Genomic DNA, 19,194 nt, shown 5'->3' on the forward strand with positions numbered 1-19,194 from the left:
TTTGCTTGGATTATAGTTTTTCTTCTTCAATAAAATGAACACATTAGCGTGTATTTGTATGAAAAATCTGCGCAAATTAACGTTTTTATTATCCGGTTAATTAGAATTGATCTTTTTGCTCGTTTGTCATCGAAATTTCTAAATTATTAGATGTCTAATTAATGCTGATGTATTACGTATTTGTCGTGTTGATTTTTGCAAACTTAGTTTATTGGCATATGCTAAAAATGTTATTGGCATATGCCAGTTTAAGGCGTAATTTGACTCTGTGTTTTTGAGGGACAATGATGGCAAGACCAAAGATAGAAAGACGAATATGCGGACGTGCGGCTCACCACTGCTTTAAGCCCAATGGCATTCCATTTAATCAGTTGGAGCAAGTCGCCATATTACCAGAAGAGTTAGAAGCGCTACGTTTAGCCGACTTAGAGGGGCTTAGCCAGCAGCAAGCTGCGGAGCAGATGGGCGTTTCTAGACAAACTTTTGGTAACACAGTAAAAAGTGCAAGATTGAAAGTCGCAAAAAGTTTAGTTGAAGGTCATGCATTAGTTTTTCCGAATGAGGAGTCAAACTTATGATTTATGCTATTCCTAATGATGGTGAGCGGGTGGCAAACCACTTTGTAAAAGCACCATACATCGCTATTTATTCTGATACTGACGGTATGCTAAAAAACTTAGCGAACATTGCTTCTATGCCACAAGCGGGTTGTAATGCGAAGTCTCAGTTGATTCAGTCTCTACAAGGGTACAATGTGGATGCTGTTCTTGTGCGAAATATTGGTGAACGTGTATTGGCAAAGCTACTTAGCAGTGGCACGCCAGTATTTAGGCTGTCTACTCGTAGTTCATTGGAAGATGTGCTTGCGGTTCCAAGAGAGCCTTTGATTGAGCCCTCTCAAGGACGCCCATCAAACAATCATAAGAAAAGTGTTCACAAACAAAAAGGCGGCTGCGGCTCCTGTGGTTGTGGTGGCCAAAAATCAAAAACCTCCTTGTTGGCAAGACCTAAAGCGCTACTCAAAGCAACATCTAGCCCTGCTATACTTAAGCTAGAGTCGATGGCTAATAAGGCAGGTTAATATGGTTTGGTTATTTACCTTTCTTGGTTTTCTCGCAATCATTTTGTTGATGTCACTTGGCGTCATTTTTCATAACAAGCGTATTCAAGGAAGTTGCGGCGGTTTAAACAACGTCGGTGTTGATAAAGTATGCAACTGCGAAACCTCATGCGCAGAACCTGAAAGGCGTTTATATCAAATCTCAGAGCCTAACTCATCACCTGAGCGCTAAGGCTTTTGGCCCATTGCGGCAAGGTTTGCCGAAACCAGTCCAAATATTTGCTGGTCTGCGGATTCTCTCTGGAGACCAGTATGTTGACTACCTCGACAACGATCCACGCTTTTGCTAGTCCGATATCGCGCGCCAATTCTGTTGTTTCACCTTTCTCTGCGCACTCTATATACTTGCCTGCTACGTTCAAGTAATCATCAAATGTGCCCATGCCCTCGATGAGCGGCGCTAAATCTATCGCGACATGCCCTGTAGAAAAGCGTTCCCAGTCGAACAGCACTAGCTCGCCATTTTCGCGCTGTCCCCAGTTTCCAGCATTCGAGTCTCCGGAGATCAAGTTCTGTCCATCGAAAAGATGCGCCGATCGTTGTTGGAGGTTGTGGAAGAACTGCTCTGTCTCTGAGCCCAGTTCAAGTGTAGCGAGTGCTTGTTGAGTCGCTTGTGGTGTCCACTGGTGGCGGTGATAAACACCATCTGATGTTGGTGGAAGTTGGTGCAGTTTGACGAGTTGTTCAATGACTCGATCATCTTCAAGTAAGAATGCTTGCTCGACTGCGTGGGGAACGTATTCAATGTGCAGAACGTTTTTCTGGTCGTCGAATTGAATCAAGCGCGGTACGTGTATTCCAAGCGCGTTAAACTGTTCGGCATAGCGTTGATAAAACGCCACTTCTATTTGAGTAGGGTTACGTTTTTCTATTACTTGGACGCCATCTTTTTCGATGAGAAAAACTTTGGCACTGCCCATTTGGTTGAATTCTTGTTGCGACACCGGACTTCCTGTCTTCATGTAGAGAGAGCTCACCTTAATCGCTGCACTCACGTTTGCCAATAGCCACGACAAAGTGCCTCAAAAATATTAAATGCAACTGTTTAAATATGATTTTGCTGTGAGTGTCTAAATTTTACACAGTCTCGCCTGTACTCCGATAAATTCGTTCTACGCTTACTATTCGTCTTAATAAAGGAGAACCAAAATGGCTGTAATGAAGCAGGATATTCCAAATCGTGTAACGGTTTACCATGACAATATCGATCAAGAACAAGAGCTGAAAAATGCGATGCTGCCAGAGAAACCGCGCTACTTTAACGGTGCTCCGACTTACAAAGCGAACAGCATCGAAGAGTTTGAAAGCAAAATCAGTCAGATAGGTTTGTCTCTCGATAAATAATTTTTCTTTTACCTAAAAGCGCCTTCAAAATGAGGGCGCTTTTTTGTTTATGTGATTGATTTGAATCTTAGGGAATTAACCTTGTTGTGTACTGCCTTGGCAGACCTGTTTTTGCACTGCTGGTGGCGCAGGCTCGTAATGGCTTAAGGTCATACTAAAGCTGCCTTCACCACCAGTGATAGAGCGTAATCGACGAGCGTAATCTTGCAGCTCGTTTACAGGTGACTTGGCTCTGAGTAAGGTGAAGCTGCTGTCGATTGGCTCGGAGCCTTCGATTAAGCCTCGGTTGCCAGATAAATCACCAGAAACATCGCCAACATTCGCGGTTGGGATGTGCAGTTCCATCTGGACAATGGGTTCTAGCACAATAGGATCGGCGTTGTTAATAGCATCTAAAAAGGCTTTCTTACCTGCGATGACAAACGCAATTTCTTTCGAATCGACGGAGTGATATTTACCGTCATAAACGGTGACTTCCACATCCTTAATTGGGTTGCCAGAAATCGCGCCTTCCTCTAACGCTTGCAAAATACCTTTTTCAACAGCAGGAATGAGCGCGGTTGGGATGGCGCCACCCACCACTTTGTTGATGAACTTAAATCCGGCACCACGTTCGAGTGGACGAACCTTCAATTGCACTTCACCAAACTGGCCTGCACCGCCACTTTGTTTTTTGTGTCGATAATGCCCTTCGGCAGGTTTGGTGATGGTTTCAAAGTATTCGACGCTTGGTTGGCAGGTTTCGACGTCCAGTTTGTACACGTTCGCCATCTTTTCTAATGCGACTTTGAGGTGAAACTCCCCTTGGCCGCTGATGATGGTTTCGTTGGTGCGAGCGCGATGTTCGATGCGCAGCGAAGGATCTTCACTGGCAATTTTATTCAGCACATCTCCTAATTTTTGCTCATCTCCACGCTTAAGAGGCTTCAAGCACAAAGAATACATGGAGTCAGGAAGGTCCAACGTTTTGAGTTGAACTCCATCTTCTTCGTGAGAGTCATGAACGATTGAATCGAATTCGAGATCATCCACTTTGGCTAAAACGCAGAAGTCGCCTGCAAGCGCGCGAGGGATCTCGGTTCTATCTTTGCCCTGCAGTTGATATAAGTGCCCAACTTTAAATGCCTTGTTGCTTTCGCCAATATAAAGCTGGCTGCCCGCATTGATTTCACCCTGATACACACGTAAGTAGGCAAGTTTTCCCATATATGGGTCGACGCTGACTTTGTACACGTGTGCGACGGTGTGCTCTAAGGTTTCGCAATTTACTTTGATTTTTTTGCCGTTCTTTTCCAGTAGAGGAGGGTTACCCTCGTTTGGCATGGGCATGATCTCCGCCAAGGTGCGCAGCAGCAACTCGACGCCCGCGCCGGTTTGTGCTGAGACAAAACAGACCGGAATCACATGTCCAGTTCTCAGTGCTTCTTCAAACGGATCATGCAGTTGCTCTGCGGTGAGTTCGGAGCCTTGTTCCAGATACAGTTCCATCAGTTCTTCATCGACTTCGATGACTTGGTCAATTAAGGTCTCATGAGCTTCATCTACCGTTGCAAGTAAGGTTTCTCGTCCCAATTCTGGTTCGAAATAGCAGTCAACTACAGATTCCCCGTCAGCCGAAGGTAAGTTGATCGGCAAGCAGTGGTCCCCAAAATGCTCAACGATGTTCTCCATCAATCTTTCTAACTGATTACCGTGGTTATCGAGCTTATTGATGATGATCATCTGACATTTTTGCTGCTCTTTAGCAAAGGTGAATAAGCGATCGGAAGTTTGGTTAAGTGGGGTTTGAGGGTCGATGACAAGGGCAGATGTTTCAACGGCAGGAAAAACGCTGATAGTACGGCCAAGTAACTCGTTTTGTCCCGGAGTGTCGATGATATTGAGCCGGTGTTTATTCCAGCGCAGTGCGACTGGCGTTGCTTCAATACTGTGTTGATATTGGATGGATTGAGGGTCGAAGTCGGTAACGGTATCGCCTTTTTCTACGCTGCCTAAATGGTGCGTGGCATCGCAGGTGAAGAGCAGTTTTTCTATTAGCGTGGTTTTACCGGTCCCGGTTTGGCCGACAAAAGCGATATTGCGTATTTTGTTGATAGGCATAGAGCCTCCTTGCAAGATGGCGTGAAAAACCTACGAATTGCTAGGAAGTGGGTTGCTATAGAAACCCACGCACTGCATTGGAGTAGGGCGGGATTACCGCCTATTCGTCTTCCATGTCATTTTTCGGATGACTCGATGCATAAGACCACCTTCTTGGACCACTGTAATCTTAGCATGCCGTAATAACCGTATAATTTATGTGACTTATTTCATGATGGGGCTGATTGTTTTTTAATCGAGATCATAAACTCAGAGGTTCTGACTTTTGGAGCAAAACCTCTGGATTGTTTAGGCTATTTGGAAAGAACGATTTCGCCGTCGCGATAAACCAAGCTTGGCGTTACATCTTGTCCGAGCAGCACCGGGCCATCAAGATCGACAACGCTTGCCTGAGCAGCAATGGGTAAGGCAGCACGCATCGCAAGCGACGTCCCCAACATACAACCGGACATGAGGCTAAAACCGAGTTTTTGGGCGTCGTCGGCTAATAATAGTGCTTCAGTGAGCCCGCCAGTTTTATCTAGCTTAATATTCACCATTTCATATTTGCCAACCAACTGATGCAATTGCTCTCTGGTGTGACAACTTTCATCGGCGCAAAGTGGAATGGGGTGCGGAATGCTGGCGAGTACGTCATCGCAGTCTTGTGGCAACGGTTGTTCGATCATGGTGATGTCTAGCGGTTCGAGTTGAGCAAATACCGTCGCGAGGTCGAGGTTTTGCCACGCTTCATTCGCATCTAAGACAATTTGTGCGTGCGGCGCGGCATCGCGTACTGCTGCAACGCGCTCAATCACGTTTTCACCATCCAGTTTTACCTTAAGCAGTTTTGCGCCTTGGCTAAGGTAAGTTTGTGCCTGTCTTGCCATCGCTTGCGGCTTGTCGATAGAAACCGTCATCGCCGTCACAATCGCCTCGGGTAACGTAAAGAGGTCGTGAACCTGCTGCTTTTGGCTCAAAAGCGCGTGAAGATGCCAAAGGGCGCAATCCAATGCATTTCTTGCCGCCCCCGCGGGCAATAACGATTGAAGCAGGCTTTTGAGAACCATGACATCAGCTTCGCCTTTGGCATACAAACTTTGCAGTTCATGCGAGGCGTGAGAAATCGCCTTAATTACCGATTCAACCGATTCACCATAACGTGGGTATGGTGTGCATTCTCCTTGGGCTGTCATGCCTCGATGTTCAATTGTCACGCGGACTACGTGGCACTCTGTCCGACTGCCGCGAGAGATGCGAAATGGTGTCGCCATGGCAAGCGTGACAGGTTCTACATGAATTTTCATCTCACTAGTTTTCCCTAAACCGCAGTTATTTTCTAAACCGTAAATGTTTCTTAAATCGTAAGGAGCCTATCTGCAACCGCATCAACGCCAAAACGCACAGGGTCGGTGACGGGCACCTGGTATTTGTCGCTCCAATCCTGGCATAACTGGGCTGCATCTTCTTCGCTGATCGCCGAAGTGTTCAAGCAAATACCCACTAATTGAGCGTTTGGATTTGTTAGGCGAGCAGCGGCCAGATTCGCTTCTATCGTTTGTTCAATGGTTGGTAAGTTCGCATGTGGTAAGTTGCGGATGTGCGGGCGACCAATCTCATGGCACAGTATCAGAGCGTCAGCTTGTGCGCCGTGAAGTAAGCCCAAACTTACGCCAGCAAATGAAGGGTTAAACAATGAACCTTGCCCTTCGATGATGTCCCAATCGTGATCGGTGAACTCAGGGCTGATCGCTTCTACTGCGCCGGAGATAAAATCGGCAACTACAGCATCAATCGAAATGCCACTGCCTGCGATGAGAATTCCGGTTTGACCCGTTGCTTTGAACTCTGCACGACAGTTTTTACGCTTCAATGCATGCTCAATGGCAAGGGCAGAGTACATTTTTCCAACGGAGCAATCTGTCCCTACAGTAAGTACTCGCTTGCCTGCGCGAGCTTTGCCATTGCCGACCTTGAGCGGGGCATCATAATGGCGAACATCATACAGTTTGGTTAATCCGCGTTGTTCTAGATCGGCAAGAGGAGAAAGTTCCGCCAAACGTTGGTGCATGCCCGATGCAATTTCAAATCCCATCTCTGCCGCTTCAAGTAAGGTTGCTTGCCAAGCTTCGGGAATGACGCCTCCTGGATTTGCAGTGCCAAGCACCAGCGTTTTTGCTCCTTGCTGCTGCGCTTGTTGTAGTGTCATGTCGGTTAAACTAAGCGATACGGTTTCTGGCGTCAGGCGGATTTGGCCAAGACAAATCTCAGGTCGCCATTGATATATGCCACGCGCGGTTTTTGCTGCGAGTGGATCGGTTACATCGCCAAGAAAAAGTAGGTAAGGTTGAGCAATTTGCATGATGGTTCCCTTCGTCATCGTTATTGCTCATTAATGTAGCCAGACTGATTTAGGAAACCGAATGCTTATTTGTTAGGCAGGTATAACTTCAGGTTATACCTTTAAACCATCTGTTGTTTTAGGGCGGTGATAAATTGCTTTGTCGCAATGGATTGAGGTGTGTGCTCTGCGAATAAAATAGAGACAGAGAAGGACATATTTGGCTCCAAAGCATGCACGGAAACGGCATTATCTTGGCGATATTGTTTTGCAGTCCAAGGGTCTACAATCGCGAATCCTGCTTCGTTTTTCACCAGTTCAGCCGCCGCGGAGTAGCTGCGGACGGTAATGGCATGTTGATAATGCTCGTCACGCGCTGACAAGGTTTGATGTAACAGCAAGCCCAGAGGGTCTCGGCTATCTAAACCGATAATGGGTAAATCGTGACTGATGAGTTCTTCTAAAATGACGGTTTTTTCTGCGGGTATCGCTGCGCTTTTAGGAGCGATCAGTGCTAAGTTTTCTTTCAATAACACGTGCCCCATGATCGCTGGTGGTGTTTCTTCACCGAACGCAATGGCGACATCCAGTTCATGTTTCAGTAAACCTGAGCACAGCTCATCGCGATTGGCCGTTAAGAGCTCAAAGGAGATGCTGTGCTCTTTCGATAACAACGCGACAGTCGGCGCTAACAAGTGTGCGGCCAAAACAGGCGGAGCACCAACTCGTAAATGTTGAGTTCCCTGTTTGACTTTGTTGGTCAGAGAGCGAAATTGTCCGAGTTGTTGATAGACTTTTTCAGCCTCTGGCAATAAGGCTTTGGCTTCTTGAGTGGGAACGAGACGGCCCTTTACACGCTCAAATAAAGCGAAGCTCAGTTGTTGTTCTGTATGGGCGAGAACTCGAGTGACATTAGGTTGGGAAACGTGCAGTAAGCGAGCCGCGCCTGACACCGTTCCTGCTTGCATAATGGCGTAAAAGACTTCTAATTGCCTTAAGTTCACTGCGATTTCCCCCTGCTCATGTTGGTCACTTCAGAATACCCAACCTTGCTGATAAGCGATAGAGGCAAAAGTGCTGGCGTAAAAAATAGGAAGACGATGTTGGTTGCCTTCCTATCTCGCTTTTTCAATTTCTCAACTTCTCAATTTCTATGCTTCACTTTGCTGCTGCATGAAGGGGCAGGTCGTTAAACGGCTCGACGTCTCGACTGAGTAATCCCATCAAAATCACTGCTAACACCATGACAGCAGCTGCGATTGCAAAACCGTATTGTGTTAGTTCGTAATGACTCAACATTGCAATCAGGACGTAACTGAGAGATTGAATGGTGGTGGCAAACATGCTGATGCCGCCATCGACGCGACCTCGTTGATGAACCGCTACGGTGTGATGCATCCAGTTGACTCTCGCAATGCGATTTAGCGCGTTAAATACGCCAAACAGCGCCGTAAACAATAAGATGGTCAGCGGGCTCATCGCAAAACTCATCCCGATAAGCGCAAAAGATACCATAACCATCGAAGCGAACATAATGTGGCTATGGGAGGCACGGCTTAGCACTTTGGTGACAATAAAGCCGGTTAGCAACGAACCGAGGCCAAAACTGATGTTGAACCCTGCAAACCAATCGCCAGAGATGCCTTGTTCAGAAAACCAAATCGGCACCAGTTTGCTCAAATACGTCAATGCAGGATAAGAGAGGCAAGAGAGCAGAATAAAGCCATAAAATCGGGGTTCGAGACGGAATATTTGTTTGCTCTCTTTGAGTTGCGCGATGAAAGCAACGGATTTTGACGCCCTTAATTGTTGGGTATAAGGCGTCAGAATATAGAACATCGCTGCTAACGCAGAGGCGCTGGCCGCAAACAAAGCAAACTCTTTCATACCCCACATTTCAAGCAAAACAATACCCAACGCGCCAGCTCCGAGGGTTGTGGATTGCATTACAATTTCTTGCTGACCCGAAATTTTCGCATACTCATGGTGCTGATAATTTTCTTGGGTGAAGGCGTTGTTGGTCGTCCATGCAAAATTACTCGAAACCCAATACACCAATTGCGCAAAAGCCAGCAACCAGTGTGACTCAAACCCTAACCAATAAGCAATGAACACCACCAAAGCCATACCCGATTGAATCCATTGATTGAGCACGAGTAGTACTTTGCGTGAATGTCGGTCAATTAAAGTGGAAAAGAAAGGCGTTGCTAGAAAAGAAATCGCGGTGCAGCTCAGAGAAACTAAAGCTACGAAAGTGCCCATGTTAGGTTCGGAAAGCATGACCCATGGCAGCGCCATCATGAATAAGCCAGAGGAGATACTGTCGAAGAAGCGGCCAGCTAAGTACGGCTGAGTTTTATTTTTCATTATGTTTGCCTCTAACTCCCGATGGATTTCAAAAGGTTGATGTCCAACTGTCTTGTGGTTAACAACCAAGTCGTTCGCGCTGAATACATTATCTTGAGATCGCCGGGGTTTAGCGTTAATTAAGATGGTGCAACTTTAAAACCTCAAGTAAACTTGAGGTAAAGCATTTTTTTAACAAAATTGATACGCAGGGAGTCAAGGATGGAAATCAGCGTAGGAGAAGTGGCAAAACGTTCTGGAGTGAAAGTATCTGCCCTACATTTTTACGAGCAAAAAGGACTGATTTCGAGCTGGAGAAATCAAGGTAATCAGCGTCGCTACCATCGCAGTGTGTTGCGCCGTGTTGCGGTGATCAAAGCAGCGCAGCAAGTTGGGTTGTCGTTAGAAGAAATTAAACATGCGTTAGATGAACTGCCGAAACACCAAGCCCCTAACAAAGCGCAATGGGAAGAAATGGCAAGCCATTGGCATGAACAGTTAGAACAAAAGATTCAAAAACTTAAAGCGTTGCAAAACGATTTAGGCGGATGCATTGGCTGCGGGTGCTTGTCGTTAGAAACCTGCGCACTTCGAAACCCAGAAGATGTATTAGGGAAAGACCACTCGGGGTCGAACTTAACGTTAGAAGAAGAGTAGCGATTATCTCTATTCTTTGTCGAAACTGTCGACTACGATCGCGCCCATCGAAGCAGGCATTGTGATGACGATAACGCGTTTTATCGCAACCAAAGGCTCATTCATGAGTGGCAGTTTATCAAGACAGAAAAGAACTAACGCTACCACAACGGCCGCAATGAGGTACGCGATAACCACACGAAAAATAAAGATGGATACGCGATTCTTGATGTGGCTTTGAAACACGCTTTGATACGCGAAAAAACTGAGGAAAATGACAGAAAGACTTAACAGCATGAGCAAGTTTGCCATTGGTAGGCTCTCACCCAATCGCCACGCTTCCTCCGAAAATGAGATCGGGACTGCTAGGGCAAAAGCGCCAACCAATACTTGGCTAGCGTCTTCTAGATTAAAGTGGCTGCTCATGCTGTTTATTCCATTATTCGCTTGCTAGATGTAAGAGCTTTTCAAAACGCTCATTACCGTGCAGCAATTCGAGGTCTCGTTCTTCGGCAAGTAAATCACGAATGGATGGGCTGTATTCAATTGCGCGTTCCAAGTCTTCAATAGCTTGCTCTTCGATACCAAGGCGAGAGTATGCACACGCGCGTTGATACAGTGCAGGGCCGTTGGTGTAATCGACTTCAAGTACGCGGTTACAAATGCTAAGTGCCCAATGGTATTCGTTGATTTCCATCGCTGCGTCGGCTTTGTAAGTCAACGCTTCTAAATCACCTGGACGAATTAATAAGATTTCATCATAGATCTCAATACGTTGTTCTGGAGTTTGAGAGCTTTGTGCACGTAGCCATAAGTTATGGATCTCGTTGATTTTCTCAATCTCTTTGTTGTTTTCGCTGATAATGCGAGTTTTGCGTTTTAAATCTCGCTCAAGGGCGACAAACTTTTTCTCGTATTCTTGGGCGATCTTCTCCAATCGTTTATCAGCCATCTCTTTGGTGTTGTGTTTAAACTCGCGCAGAGATTGCCATCCGACAAAGGCAATCAGCGATGCGACACCAGCAATGATGTAGAAGAAGTATGTAACGGTCACGTTGGCATAGTTCAACGATTTATCTGCGACCGTTAGCTCGCGATCGGTGATCTCTGTGATCATTCGCTTTTCTAGGCTTTGATAGTCCTGACGCAGCGCTTTTAGTTCATCTAAAATATAGCGTTCCATTAATGGTCTATCTAACAGATCCGATTCTGAATACTTTTCCTCCGATGCCATTGTTGGCAAGGCAAGTATCAGCGAGAAAAAAATACCAATAAATAAGCGCATATAACGTCCTTTCACGAGAAGAGTACAGATAGACCATGCAACAATAGCAAATAGCACAAACGTTTAGCAAAGTTATTACAAAAGAAATAACAGTCGTCTTCGTAGAAGTCATATTCTTGTTGTTTTTCAGTTTGTTCCTGATGGTTATTTGTTGTGATATCTTTTATCCTCCTTGCGAATTTATGATTAATGGAGTGAGCATGGACGCGCGAGCTAAGGATTACTTAGAACAATTCCTAGAATTATTATCACCAGAACAAAGGGAAGCTGTACCATCAGTCAGTGCTGACTATTATTGTGCCGATGAATACAACGCGAATGTATGCGCAGATTTGGTTCGTATTGGACAGAAAACTGCATCGTGCAGTTTGGAGCTTTGGTATCGAGAGCATGGTGAAATCATGCCCCAAGTCGGTCATTTACAAGTAGTGACGAATTGGGATGGGGACCCGGTTTGCGTGATACGAATTACTGACGTAAGTACATGCAAATATGAGGATGTAACCGCAGAGTTTGCCTTCGCAGAAGGCGAAGGTGATAGAACCTTAAACTGGTGGCGTGATGCTCATACTGCATTTTTTAAAGCTGAATGCGATGAGTTGAACATCGATTGGCATGAGAAACGTACGCTGGTTTTAGAGCGTTTTGAAGTGGTGTATCCCGTCAATTAATCTCTGATAGCAGCACTGATTTGAAGTGCTGCTTTCTTTACTGAGAGACCATTTTTAGCGCTTTCGAGCGGTCACACTAAACATGTGCCAATGTTTTTGGCTTCCTACTACAGTGGTCCCGTCTTCATCTCTTTCATGCAATGAAATGAGGTCGTAACCTTCGAATAAGCTTTCCACTTCCTTTTTTGTTAATGCGGTAATGTTTGGGTGCATTTCGGAGGTAACCCAGGAGTCTTTCACTCCCAAGAAATCGCCGGAGAAGATACCGCCCGGTTGTAATGCGCTGTCTATTTTTGTCCAGACTTGTTTGAAGCCTGTGTCAGGGCAAAAGAACAAACTGGCATTTGCGATAACCAAGCTGCACTTAGGGTAATTAAATTCAGTAAAACAGCACTGCGAAACCGAAAATCGTTTATTACCTTCAAAGCGTGTTAAACAAGTTTTTACTGCATTTTCATTGCTATCACATGCGTGAACCTTAAATCCCTGTTCGAGGAGAAAGTGGCTGTCTCGACCTATTCCGCAGCCAATATCGAGAGCGACTTTGCCTTCTATCTTAAGTAGGTTCAGGGCATTTTCCACGTTTGGGCGGTGAGGTTGGCTTAAAATTTTCTGATAGTATTCATTCCATTGCGCTGGCATTGAACTTCCTTATGTTGGTTGTGTCCCCTGCCCAAAACTAGCGTCCATTTTGTTTTGCTTGACTGGGGAGGTTTGCAGTATTGGCAGCTGTTATAGCTGATCTTCAATCGGTAATATTCCGGAGAACCAAGCGCCCATTTTTCGCCATACTCCTGCTTCTGGTTCGGAGTCGTATTCTTCGCCTGTTTTTACGTCGGTCCAGACAATGTCCCCGTCGCGCAGAGTTAAGGCGTAGGCGTTACTCGACAGTTGATTTGGCAGTTGTTCTAGAAACATTTGCACATATTCTGGCTGTTCGATAACAACGGCCATTTCGGTATTCAAAGCGGCCGAACGTGGGTCCCAGTTCATCGAACCAACGAAAAGTGTTTTGTTATCAATTGTCATTGCTTTAGCGTGTAAACTTGCTCTGCTACTCCCCGTGAGGCTCCACTTACTTTTGAGTTTCGCGCTCGCTTTTACTTCCCAAAGCTTGATTCCAGCTTCGAGTAGATCTTTTCGATATTTTGCGTACCAACCATGCACGGCAAACACATCGTTAGACGCGAGGCTATTGGTCACAATCGTGATATCAACGCCTCGCTTGGCCGCGTTACTTAATGCTTGAGTACCTGCTTCAGTTGGAACGAAATAGGGAGAAATGAGCACAAATGAATCCTCAACACTTTTAACCAGTTCCGTTAAATTATCAATAAGTTGGCTCTCTCGGGTCGCGACTTTATCGGGCAGGTCAAACCATACTTTCGCTTCTCCCCAGTAGAGCTTGAGTTTGCCTTGTTTTAGATCTTGGTACATATCCAGTTGAGTGAAGTCATAGCGGCCGGTTGAAAACTTTTCCTCTAACCGGAGTTTATTGACCTGCTTTTGAATCGCTTGGTCGGTAATTTGCTGTGAATTCGGTGTAATCCATTCCATTGGTATCGAATAGGCGCTATTCCAGTAGAGGTCGAACTGATCGGCAGTTTGTTGTACCGCCTCACCATAGAGCAGAAGATCAAAATCACCAAACTCAACTTGCGATTCAAAAGAGAAGTATTCATTGCCGATATTTCTACCTCCGACAATGGCGGAAACACTGTCTGCAATCAGAGACTTATTGTGCATACGACGATTAAGGCGTTCAAAATCGCTAGCAAGAGCGAACCAACGGGAGTCGCGATACTGATGCGGGTTAAATAAGCGGATTTCTATATTAGGATGTGCATTGAGGGCTGCCATCACATCGTCGTTTCGCTTTTGCATATCGTCAAGCAACAGTCTTACTCGAACACCACGCTTTGCCGCTTCATACAAGCGCCACGTTATTAGCTGACTCGTTTCGTCACCACGGTAAATATAGTATTGAAGGTCAAGGCTTTTCTGGGCGGACTCGATCAAAGAGGTTCGAGCAAGAAGGGCATCGTGTCCCTGATTTAACGGTGCAAAGCCAGTTATGGACTTGGGGTCTCTCCCGTAAGCTTCAAAGTACTGCGCAAGAACAGAATCCTTTTGATAACCGAGCTGAAAGCTGGTGGACTTTTCACTGGCGTCATTCAACGATACGGATGAGCATGCCGATAAAATAGTGAGCAGCGAGGGGAAGAGCAACTTGGCGAGCGTTTGTAACAAAGCACATTTCCTTGTCTTACAGAGTGTTACCTACTCCAAATTATAGACTTAAGCTGACGCCACATGCACCCAGAACCGTTTGATAACGAGCGATTAATCGATGAATTGCCATAGAGCCTGAACTAAGTTCAACTTTTAAAGCGCAGATAATCATTTATTTTAATTATCATTATGGCCGTATTGGTCATAATCACTAATATCTGGTGATTATGACCAATAGCGCACTGGATAAAATAATGATTTTTATATAACCATATGATTTTTAATAAATAAATGCTTGGCATGTCATTTGCCATTTAGAATAAAAGTTAAGTCAGAGCAACTTGCGCAGTTGGTTAATTTTTTGTTAATTTTATTAACTTTGAATTGGCAATAACTATCTAGTTCGCTGCTTAAAAGACTAGGCAAGCGCCGCTTTGATGTTTATTCAAATTCAATTCTCTCACCACCATGCTTACCGGGAGCAATGGACTGAATAAAAGTGTGGTGTTGAAAACAACAATAAAAAAGGATTTTCGATGTTAGCAAAACCCATATTACGTTGGCTTTTACCCTTCGTCGTCGTTGGAGGCTCTTATGCAGGATATGCTGCAATTGCCGCAACTGCGCCGGAAAAAGAGTCAACCAAAGATGCAATTACAGAACCTACTGTTCAGGCTTCTTCTCTTTTTCCTACTGATCACAAAGTGGTGATTACCAGTCACGGTGAATTAGTCCCTTTTGAAAAAACACACCTTTCCGCGCAAGTCAGTGGTGAAGTGATAAGTTGGCACCCGAATTTTGTAACGGGTGGCATCGTGAAACGAGGAGAGGTTCTTTTCACAATTGAAAGCGACAACTATGAAGCGTCGGTTTTACAAGCTGAAGCCGATTTAGCTAGTGCACGCGCAAACTTGATTGAGGAACAAGCGAAAGCCGAAGTGGCAAAACGTCAGGCAAAGAGACTGAGCGATAAGCAAGTGACGGATCTGTATTTACGCAAACCTCACGTTTTGAGCGCACAAGCCCAAGTGAAGTCGGCTCAAGCGGCACTCAAACGAGCAAAAAGAGAGTTAGAAAATTGCAAAGTCGTTGCACCTTACGATGCGCTGGTTGTTGAGCGTGATATTGGTGTTGGTCAATTTGTTACATCTGGTTCTCGAGTTGCCACGTTAAACAACATCGAAGTGGCAGAGGTGCACGTACCCATTGCCGGTTTTGATAGTGCATTTTTACCCGAATCCATTGGTGAACTCACTGCGACAGTGACGCAGCAAGGTGTGTTTTCTACCACTAGAGAAGGTCGAGTAGTTCGTGATCTAGGCATGATTGATAGCGCTACCCGAATGATTAACATGGTCATTCAAATCGCGGACCCATACGGTGTCGATAACCAGCAGCCTCCAATTAAATTCGGCTCCTACGTTGAAGTGAGCTTCACTGGTAAGGAACTTAAGCACATCTACCGCTTGCCACAGGAATTAGTTAAAAACCGTACCGTGTGGGTGGTGAATGGCGATAATCAACTTCAACCCAGAACTGTCACGGTTTTGAGAGCAGAAGGTGAGTTTTTGCTGGTGGGCGAAGGCTTAGAGCAAAGTGATAAGTTGGTACTGACCTTACCAGAGTACCCTCAAAAAGGCATGGCGGTACAAATCGCAAAAAAGAGTGACGACTCCGAAACCGTCGTACAGTAAGTAGGAGTTTGTCATGGAAGATACTAAACAAAAGGGCTTAATTGCCTATTTTGCGAATAACCCCGTCGCTGCCAACCTTTTGATGGTGTTCATCATTATCATGGGTGTGGTGAGTTTTCTCTTTATTCAAAGGCAGATGTTTCCGAATATTGAGGTGAACTACATTGATGTTCGTGCGACTTATCCTGGCGCTTCTCCTCAAGAGATAGAAGAGAGTATTCTCGTTAAGGTCGAGGAATCGATTAAAGACGTCACCGGGATTAAAAAAGCAGTCTCAACGGCCTCTAGAGGTAGCGCGTATGTTTCCATCGAGGTAGACGTTAATGCCGATATCAAGCGTGTCTTAGATGATGTAAACCAACGTATTGATACCTTGTCTAACTTACCAGCGGGTATGGAACCAATCAATGTCTACCAAGTTGAATGGCGCCAAGATGTAATCGAAATGGGGTTAGTTGGGGACCGACCGCTCGAGGAGCTTAAACCGCTTGCTAAGCAAATCGAAGATGAATTACTTCAGTTAGAAAACGTCATGCTGGTGTATCTGAGTGCGCCAGAAGAAGAAATAGCGATTGAAGTAGACCCACTTGTTCTTCGTAAATACGACCTGACGTTGAGCGATATCAGCAGCGCGATCAGCCGTTACTCAGCCAACTTTTCTGCGGGCGAAGTAAAAACAAACTCAGGGATGATTGCAGTAAGGATTGAAAACCAATACTACCGTGGTGATGAGTTTAGAAATATTCCTGTAAAGCTTGGCGCAAATGGTGCGAAGGTTATACTGCAAGATATCGCCACGATCAAAGATGGCTTTACGGAAGAAGAGCGCTATTTTGAATACTCAGGGCAAAATGCGATCTACATGTCTGTTGAAGCAACTCGTGATCAGAACATTATCCCTGTTGCACAGTCCGTTCGTAATTATATTGAAGCAAAAAACAAGACATTGCCGCAGGATGTTAAGCTCAAAGTCTTAGTTGATACGACTTATTATTTAAATGGGCGTCTCGACATGATGTTGAAAAACTTGCTGCAAGGTGCTGCATTAGTCGCGATTATGCTGACCATTTTCCTACGTTTCCGCTTGGCTATGTGGGTAATGATTGGGCTACCTGTCTGTTTCCTCGGTGCTGTAATGATGATGCCAGCTTTGGGTATTACAGTGAACATCGTCTCGCTGTTTGCTTTCATCATGGTGCTCGGAATTGTGGTGGATGACGCCATCGTCATGGGAGAAAGTGCGTACAGTGAAATCGAAGAAAAGGGCGGCGGTGTCGATAACGTGGTACGCGGTGTCAAACGTGTTGCTACGCCAGCGACATTTGGTGTTCTGACAACGATTGCTGTATTCGCACCATTCTTGTTGTCTAGTGGTATTGATAGTGCCTTCTTTTATGGTATCGCGGGGGTCGTGATTCTGTGTTTGATCTTCAGTTTGATTGAATCGAAGCTGATCCTTCCTGCACACCTTGCGCATACTCATTTTAAGCCAGTTAAACCAGGTGGTTGGCGTGACCGATTTAACCAACGTTTTTTTGGTTTTGTAAATGGTCCATATCGGAACTTTGTAACAACATGCACCCATTGGCGCTGGACAGTGTTTGCGGTGTTCTGTGGTTTACTGCTGATCAGCGCGGCTTTGATCAACGCGAATTATGTTCGGGTGATCCCCAACCCTAAAGTGCCGACTGACTATCCTGCGATCACTATTGAAATGAATGATACCGTTTCAAGTGAGCAGACAATCAGTGCACTCAAGACTATTGAACGTGTCATGCAAAAGATCGAATCTGAGACCATTGCAGAACATGGTCAAGGAATGATTCGTGATGTGCTGTCGTACAACAGAAGCCGCACCGAAGGTCGTGTATTAGTACCTCTGGTTGATGAAGAGTTACGCCCGTTCAATACATTTGAACTGGCTCGACGTTGGCGTGAAGCTATGCCTGTTATTCCAGGTATGAAGAGCATCAAAATCCGCGAGCAGAGTGCGGGTGGTGGTGACAGAGATGAGTTTGGCTACTTGTTGTTTGGTTCTAACATCAATGAGCTCAACGAGGCTGCGCGTTACTTGATAGAGCGTTTACAGCTGGAAGAAGGGTTATATGATATTTCATCTTCTATTGATTCTGGAAGCAAAGAAGTACTCCTGTCTCTTGCGCCTGTAGCGTACGATCTCGGTCTGGATCTCACCATGATCGCAGAGCAAGTTGGTGGCAGCTTTTATGGTGGCGAAGCACAGCGCATTATTCGTGATGGTGAAGAAATTAAAGTTATGGTGCGTTACCCGCAACTGACGCGTGAAGCATTCTCATCATTGCGTTACGCCGTGATTACAACACCAGCAGGTAAGAAGGTCATGCTAGGTGATGTGGTGAAGATCAACGAGCAGCCGGGCGTGAGTAGCATTCGACGTGAAGGCGGGTATCAAACCGTTTATGTTTATGGTTCCATAGACGAAGAATTGGTTGAACCTCAAGAAATCGTGAAGGTCATTGACGACAATATCTTACCGGACATGAAGCAAGCCTTCCCAACTGTGAAAACAGAATTGGGCGGTGATATTGAAGAGCAGGCTGCGCAGCGTAATGAACAGATTTTGTTCTTTATTGCAGGCATGATCATCGTCTACATCTTGTTAGCTGTACCGTTAAAAAGTTATACCCAACCTTTGATTGTAATGTCCGTCATTCCGTTTAGTCTGACGGGGGCGATTTGGGGCCATTTCTGGCTAGGTTTAGACATCAGTATGATGTCGACATTTGGTTTGATCGCCGCTGCTGGCGTGGTTATCAACGACTCTCTGGTTATGACAGATTACGTAAACCAAGTGAGAGAAAAGGGTATGAACATCAAACAAGCGGTTGTTGAGGCGGGTTGTGCTCGTTTTCGAGCTATCACGCTCACCTCAATAACGACGTTTGCGGGTGTATTGCCGATAATGTTTGAAACGAGTTTGCAGGCGCGTTTTGTCATACCGATGGCTGTCGCTTTGGGCTTTGCGGTGTTGTACGCAACGGTTCTGACTTTAGTGTTGGTGCCTTGTTTGTATTTAATGCTTGAAGATATTAAAAATATTTTCAGATCGATTAAGAGGTTTATCCATCGTTTGATTAATCGTTTCAGAAAGTCGCCAGTGACGTCGAGCGTTGAAGCAAGCGTATCGAGTTAACAAGCTTGATGTTAACGATTAGGAGCAGCCTTCGGGCTGCTTTTTTGTTTCCGCATTTTGATTCAAAGTGATTTTTTAGTGGGCAGTTACGTAATTATCTGATGAGAAAACTGCCTGACAAAGCATTTCTAATATGTATGTTTCTAATGTTTTAAATTCGCATGGTTAATTTGACACTTGGTTAGCGAAATTTACCAGACGAAGATAACGTTGAATATGAGGTTTTATTTAAGTTGTTGAAAAATAACAAAATAAAAGTTGGCATCGTATGTGC

The 19,194-nt window shown here is 45.2% G+C and carries 18 protein-coding genes; 8 read left to right on the plus strand and 10 right to left on the minus strand.

The genetic code is table 11. The features are described 5' to 3' along the window. The first annotated feature begins 287 nt into the window (after positions 1 to 287). Genes R7E29_RS05690 through nqrM form a run of 3 tightly spaced genes read left to right on the plus strand, consistent with a single transcriptional unit; the run spans position 288 to position 1,292 of the window. Positions 288 to 578 carry a DUF134 domain-containing protein gene (locus tag R7E29_RS05690; RefSeq protein WP_005373924.1) on the plus strand — a complete coding sequence of 97 codons (291 nt, stop codon included), beginning with the start codon at positions 288 to 290 and terminating at the stop codon, positions 576 to 578. Next, positions 575 to 1,081 (plus strand): NifB/NifX family molybdenum-iron cluster-binding protein, encoded by a 507-nt coding sequence (locus tag R7E29_RS05695; protein ID WP_005373923.1) that lies wholly within the window; start codon positions 575 to 577, stop codon positions 1,079 to 1,081. The genes R7E29_RS05690 and R7E29_RS05695 overlap by 4 nt, the downstream gene beginning before the upstream one ends. 1 nt (position 1,082) lies before the next feature. Then, positions 1,083 to 1,292: a (Na+)-NQR maturation NqrM gene (nqrM, locus tag R7E29_RS05700; protein WP_017635136.1), complete on the plus strand. Its 210-nt coding sequence runs from the start codon at positions 1,083 to 1,085 to the stop codon at positions 1,290 to 1,292. On the opposite strand, the gene R7E29_RS05705 is transcribed toward nqrM, so the two are convergent. Continuing rightward, positions 1,270 to 2,082 (minus strand): aminoglycoside phosphotransferase family protein, encoded by an 813-nt coding sequence (locus tag R7E29_RS05705; protein ID WP_049872752.1) that lies wholly within the window; start codon positions 2,080 to 2,082, stop codon positions 1,270 to 1,272. The two genes, nqrM and R7E29_RS05705, sit on opposite strands and share 23 nt — an antisense overlap. Positions 2,083 to 2,269: 187 nt before the next feature. On the opposite strand from R7E29_RS05705, the gene R7E29_RS05710 reads away from it, so the two are divergent. Continuing rightward, complete coding sequence (locus R7E29_RS05710) at positions 2,270 to 2,464, plus strand: hypothetical protein (protein WP_005373920.1); 195 nt, start codon at positions 2,270 to 2,272, stop codon at positions 2,462 to 2,464. A gap of 75 nt (positions 2,465 to 2,539) precedes the next feature. Here R7E29_RS05710 and fusA read toward each other — a convergent pair whose 3' ends face one another. The 5 genes from fusA to R7E29_RS05735 form a co-directional block, all read right to left on the minus strand. Continuing rightward, positions 2,540 to 4,564 (minus strand): elongation factor G, encoded by a 2,025-nt coding sequence (gene fusA, locus R7E29_RS05715; RefSeq protein WP_005387204.1) that lies wholly within the window; start codon positions 4,562 to 4,564, stop codon positions 2,540 to 2,542. 293 nt (positions 4,565 to 4,857) lie between these two features. Beyond that, on the minus strand, positions 4,858 to 5,850 hold the full coding sequence (gene dgcA, locus R7E29_RS05720) for an N-acetyl-D-Glu racemase DgcA (protein WP_054576162.1): 993 nt from the start codon (positions 5,848 to 5,850) through the stop codon (positions 4,858 to 4,860). 50 nt (positions 5,851 to 5,900) lie between these two features. Continuing rightward, a complete protein-coding gene (gene dgcN, locus R7E29_RS05725) occupies positions 5,901 to 6,905 on the minus strand; it encodes an N-acetyltransferase DgcN (RefSeq protein WP_025998657.1) in 1,005 nt (334 codons plus the stop codon). Positions 6,906 to 7,006: 101 nt separating this feature from the next. Next, positions 7,007 to 7,888 carry a LysR family transcriptional regulator gene (locus R7E29_RS05730; protein ID WP_005387199.1) on the minus strand — a complete coding sequence of 294 codons (882 nt, stop codon included), beginning with the start codon at positions 7,886 to 7,888 and terminating at the stop codon, positions 7,007 to 7,009. A 154-nt stretch (positions 7,889 to 8,042) separates the two neighbouring features. After that, on the minus strand, positions 8,043 to 9,251 hold the full coding sequence (locus tag R7E29_RS05735; protein ID WP_017635140.1) for an MFS transporter: 1,209 nt from the start codon (positions 9,249 to 9,251) through the stop codon (positions 8,043 to 8,045). Positions 9,252 to 9,452: 201 nt separating this feature from the next. Between R7E29_RS05735 and soxR the strand changes: the two genes are divergently transcribed. Beyond that, on the plus strand, positions 9,453 to 9,887 hold the full coding sequence (soxR, locus tag R7E29_RS05740) for a redox-sensitive transcriptional activator SoxR (protein ID WP_005373898.1): 435 nt from the start codon (positions 9,453 to 9,455) through the stop codon (positions 9,885 to 9,887). 9 nt (positions 9,888 to 9,896) lie between these two features. Here the strand turns inward: soxR and R7E29_RS05745 are convergent, their stop codons facing one another. Continuing rightward, positions 9,897 to 10,292: a DUF2391 family protein gene (locus R7E29_RS05745; RefSeq protein ID WP_005373896.1), complete on the minus strand. Its 396-nt coding sequence runs from the start codon at positions 10,290 to 10,292 to the stop codon at positions 9,897 to 9,899. A gap of 13 nt (positions 10,293 to 10,305) precedes the next feature. After that, positions 10,306 to 11,151: a tetratricopeptide repeat protein gene (locus R7E29_RS05750; RefSeq protein WP_005373890.1), complete on the minus strand. Its 846-nt coding sequence runs from the start codon at positions 11,149 to 11,151 to the stop codon at positions 10,306 to 10,308. Between the two features lie 200 nt (positions 11,152 to 11,351). Between R7E29_RS05750 and R7E29_RS05755 the strand changes: the two genes are divergently transcribed. Next, positions 11,352 to 11,822, plus strand: a complete 471-nt coding sequence (locus R7E29_RS05755) for an ASCH domain-containing protein (RefSeq protein ID WP_017635141.1) — start codon at positions 11,352 to 11,354, stop codon at positions 11,820 to 11,822. A 54-nt stretch (positions 11,823 to 11,876) separates the two neighbouring features. Here the strand turns inward: R7E29_RS05755 and R7E29_RS05760 are convergent, their stop codons facing one another. Together R7E29_RS05760 and R7E29_RS05765 are read right to left on the minus strand one after the other, a co-directional pair. Next, complete coding sequence (locus R7E29_RS05760) at positions 11,877 to 12,464, minus strand: class I SAM-dependent methyltransferase (RefSeq protein WP_017635142.1); 588 nt, start codon at positions 12,462 to 12,464, stop codon at positions 11,877 to 11,879. Between the two features lie 90 nt (positions 12,465 to 12,554). Continuing rightward, positions 12,555 to 14,072 (minus strand): phospholipase D family protein, encoded by a 1,518-nt coding sequence (locus R7E29_RS05765; protein ID WP_054576161.1) that lies wholly within the window; start codon positions 14,070 to 14,072, stop codon positions 12,555 to 12,557. Between the two features lie 518 nt (positions 14,073 to 14,590). Between R7E29_RS05765 and R7E29_RS05770 the strand changes: the two genes are divergently transcribed. Both R7E29_RS05770 and R7E29_RS05775 read left to right on the plus strand, forming a co-directional pair. After that, positions 14,591 to 15,748, plus strand: coding sequence for an efflux RND transporter periplasmic adaptor subunit (locus R7E29_RS05770; protein ID WP_025767993.1), 1,158 nt, complete (start codon positions 14,591 to 14,593; stop codon positions 15,746 to 15,748). A gap of 13 nt (positions 15,749 to 15,761) precedes the next feature. Next, positions 15,762 to 18,920, plus strand: coding sequence for an efflux RND transporter permease subunit (locus tag R7E29_RS05775; protein WP_213906700.1), 3,159 nt, complete (start codon positions 15,762 to 15,764; stop codon positions 18,918 to 18,920). The last annotated feature ends 274 nt before the right edge of the window (positions 18,921 to 19,194 follow it).

It is taken from the genome of Vibrio sp. Vb1729, assembly GCF_033338655.1.
GTDB classification, from domain to species: domain Bacteria; phylum Pseudomonadota; class Gammaproteobacteria; order Enterobacterales; family Vibrionaceae; genus Vibrio; species Vibrio alginolyticus.

Coding starts and splice junctions, on each gene's coding strand:
- R7E29_RS05760 (WP_017635142.1), bottom strand. CDS start 12,464: ATGCCAGCGCAATGGAATGAATACTATCAGAAAATTTTAAGCCAACCT.
- R7E29_RS05775 (WP_213906700.1), top strand. CDS start 15,762: ATGGAAGATACTAAACAAAAGGGCTTAATTGCCTATTTTGCGAATAAC.
- R7E29_RS05710 (WP_005373920.1), top strand. CDS start 2,270: ATGGCTGTAATGAAGCAGGATATTCCAAATCGTGTAACGGTTTACCAT.
- R7E29_RS05705 (WP_049872752.1), bottom strand. CDS start 2,082: ATGAAGACAGGAAGTCCGGTGTCGCAACAAGAATTCAACCAAATGGGC.
- R7E29_RS05770 (WP_025767993.1), top strand. CDS start 14,591: ATGTTAGCAAAACCCATATTACGTTGGCTTTTACCCTTCGTCGTCGTT.
- nqrM (WP_017635136.1), top strand. CDS start 1,083: ATGGTTTGGTTATTTACCTTTCTTGGTTTTCTCGCAATCATTTTGTTG.
- R7E29_RS05745 (WP_005373896.1), bottom strand. CDS start 10,292: ATGAGCAGCCACTTTAATCTAGAAGACGCTAGCCAAGTATTGGTTGGC.
- soxR (WP_005373898.1), top strand. CDS start 9,453: ATGGAAATCAGCGTAGGAGAAGTGGCAAAACGTTCTGGAGTGAAAGTA.
- dgcN (WP_025998657.1), bottom strand. CDS start 6,905: ATGCAAATTGCTCAACCTTACCTACTTTTTCTTGGCGATGTAACCGAT.
- R7E29_RS05695 (WP_005373923.1), top strand. CDS start 575: ATGATTTATGCTATTCCTAATGATGGTGAGCGGGTGGCAAACCACTTT.
- R7E29_RS05735 (WP_017635140.1), bottom strand. CDS start 9,251: ATGAAAAATAAAACTCAGCCGTACTTAGCTGGCCGCTTCTTCGACAGT.
- R7E29_RS05755 (WP_017635141.1), top strand. CDS start 11,352: ATGGACGCGCGAGCTAAGGATTACTTAGAACAATTCCTAGAATTATTA.
- dgcA (WP_054576162.1), bottom strand. CDS start 5,850: ATGAAAATTCATGTAGAACCTGTCACGCTTGCCATGGCGACACCATTT.
- R7E29_RS05750 (WP_005373890.1), bottom strand. CDS start 11,151: ATGCGCTTATTTATTGGTATTTTTTTCTCGCTGATACTTGCCTTGCCA.
- fusA (WP_005387204.1), bottom strand. CDS start 4,564: ATGCCTATCAACAAAATACGCAATATCGCTTTTGTCGGCCAAACCGGG.
- R7E29_RS05690 (WP_005373924.1), top strand. CDS start 288: ATGGCAAGACCAAAGATAGAAAGACGAATATGCGGACGTGCGGCTCAC.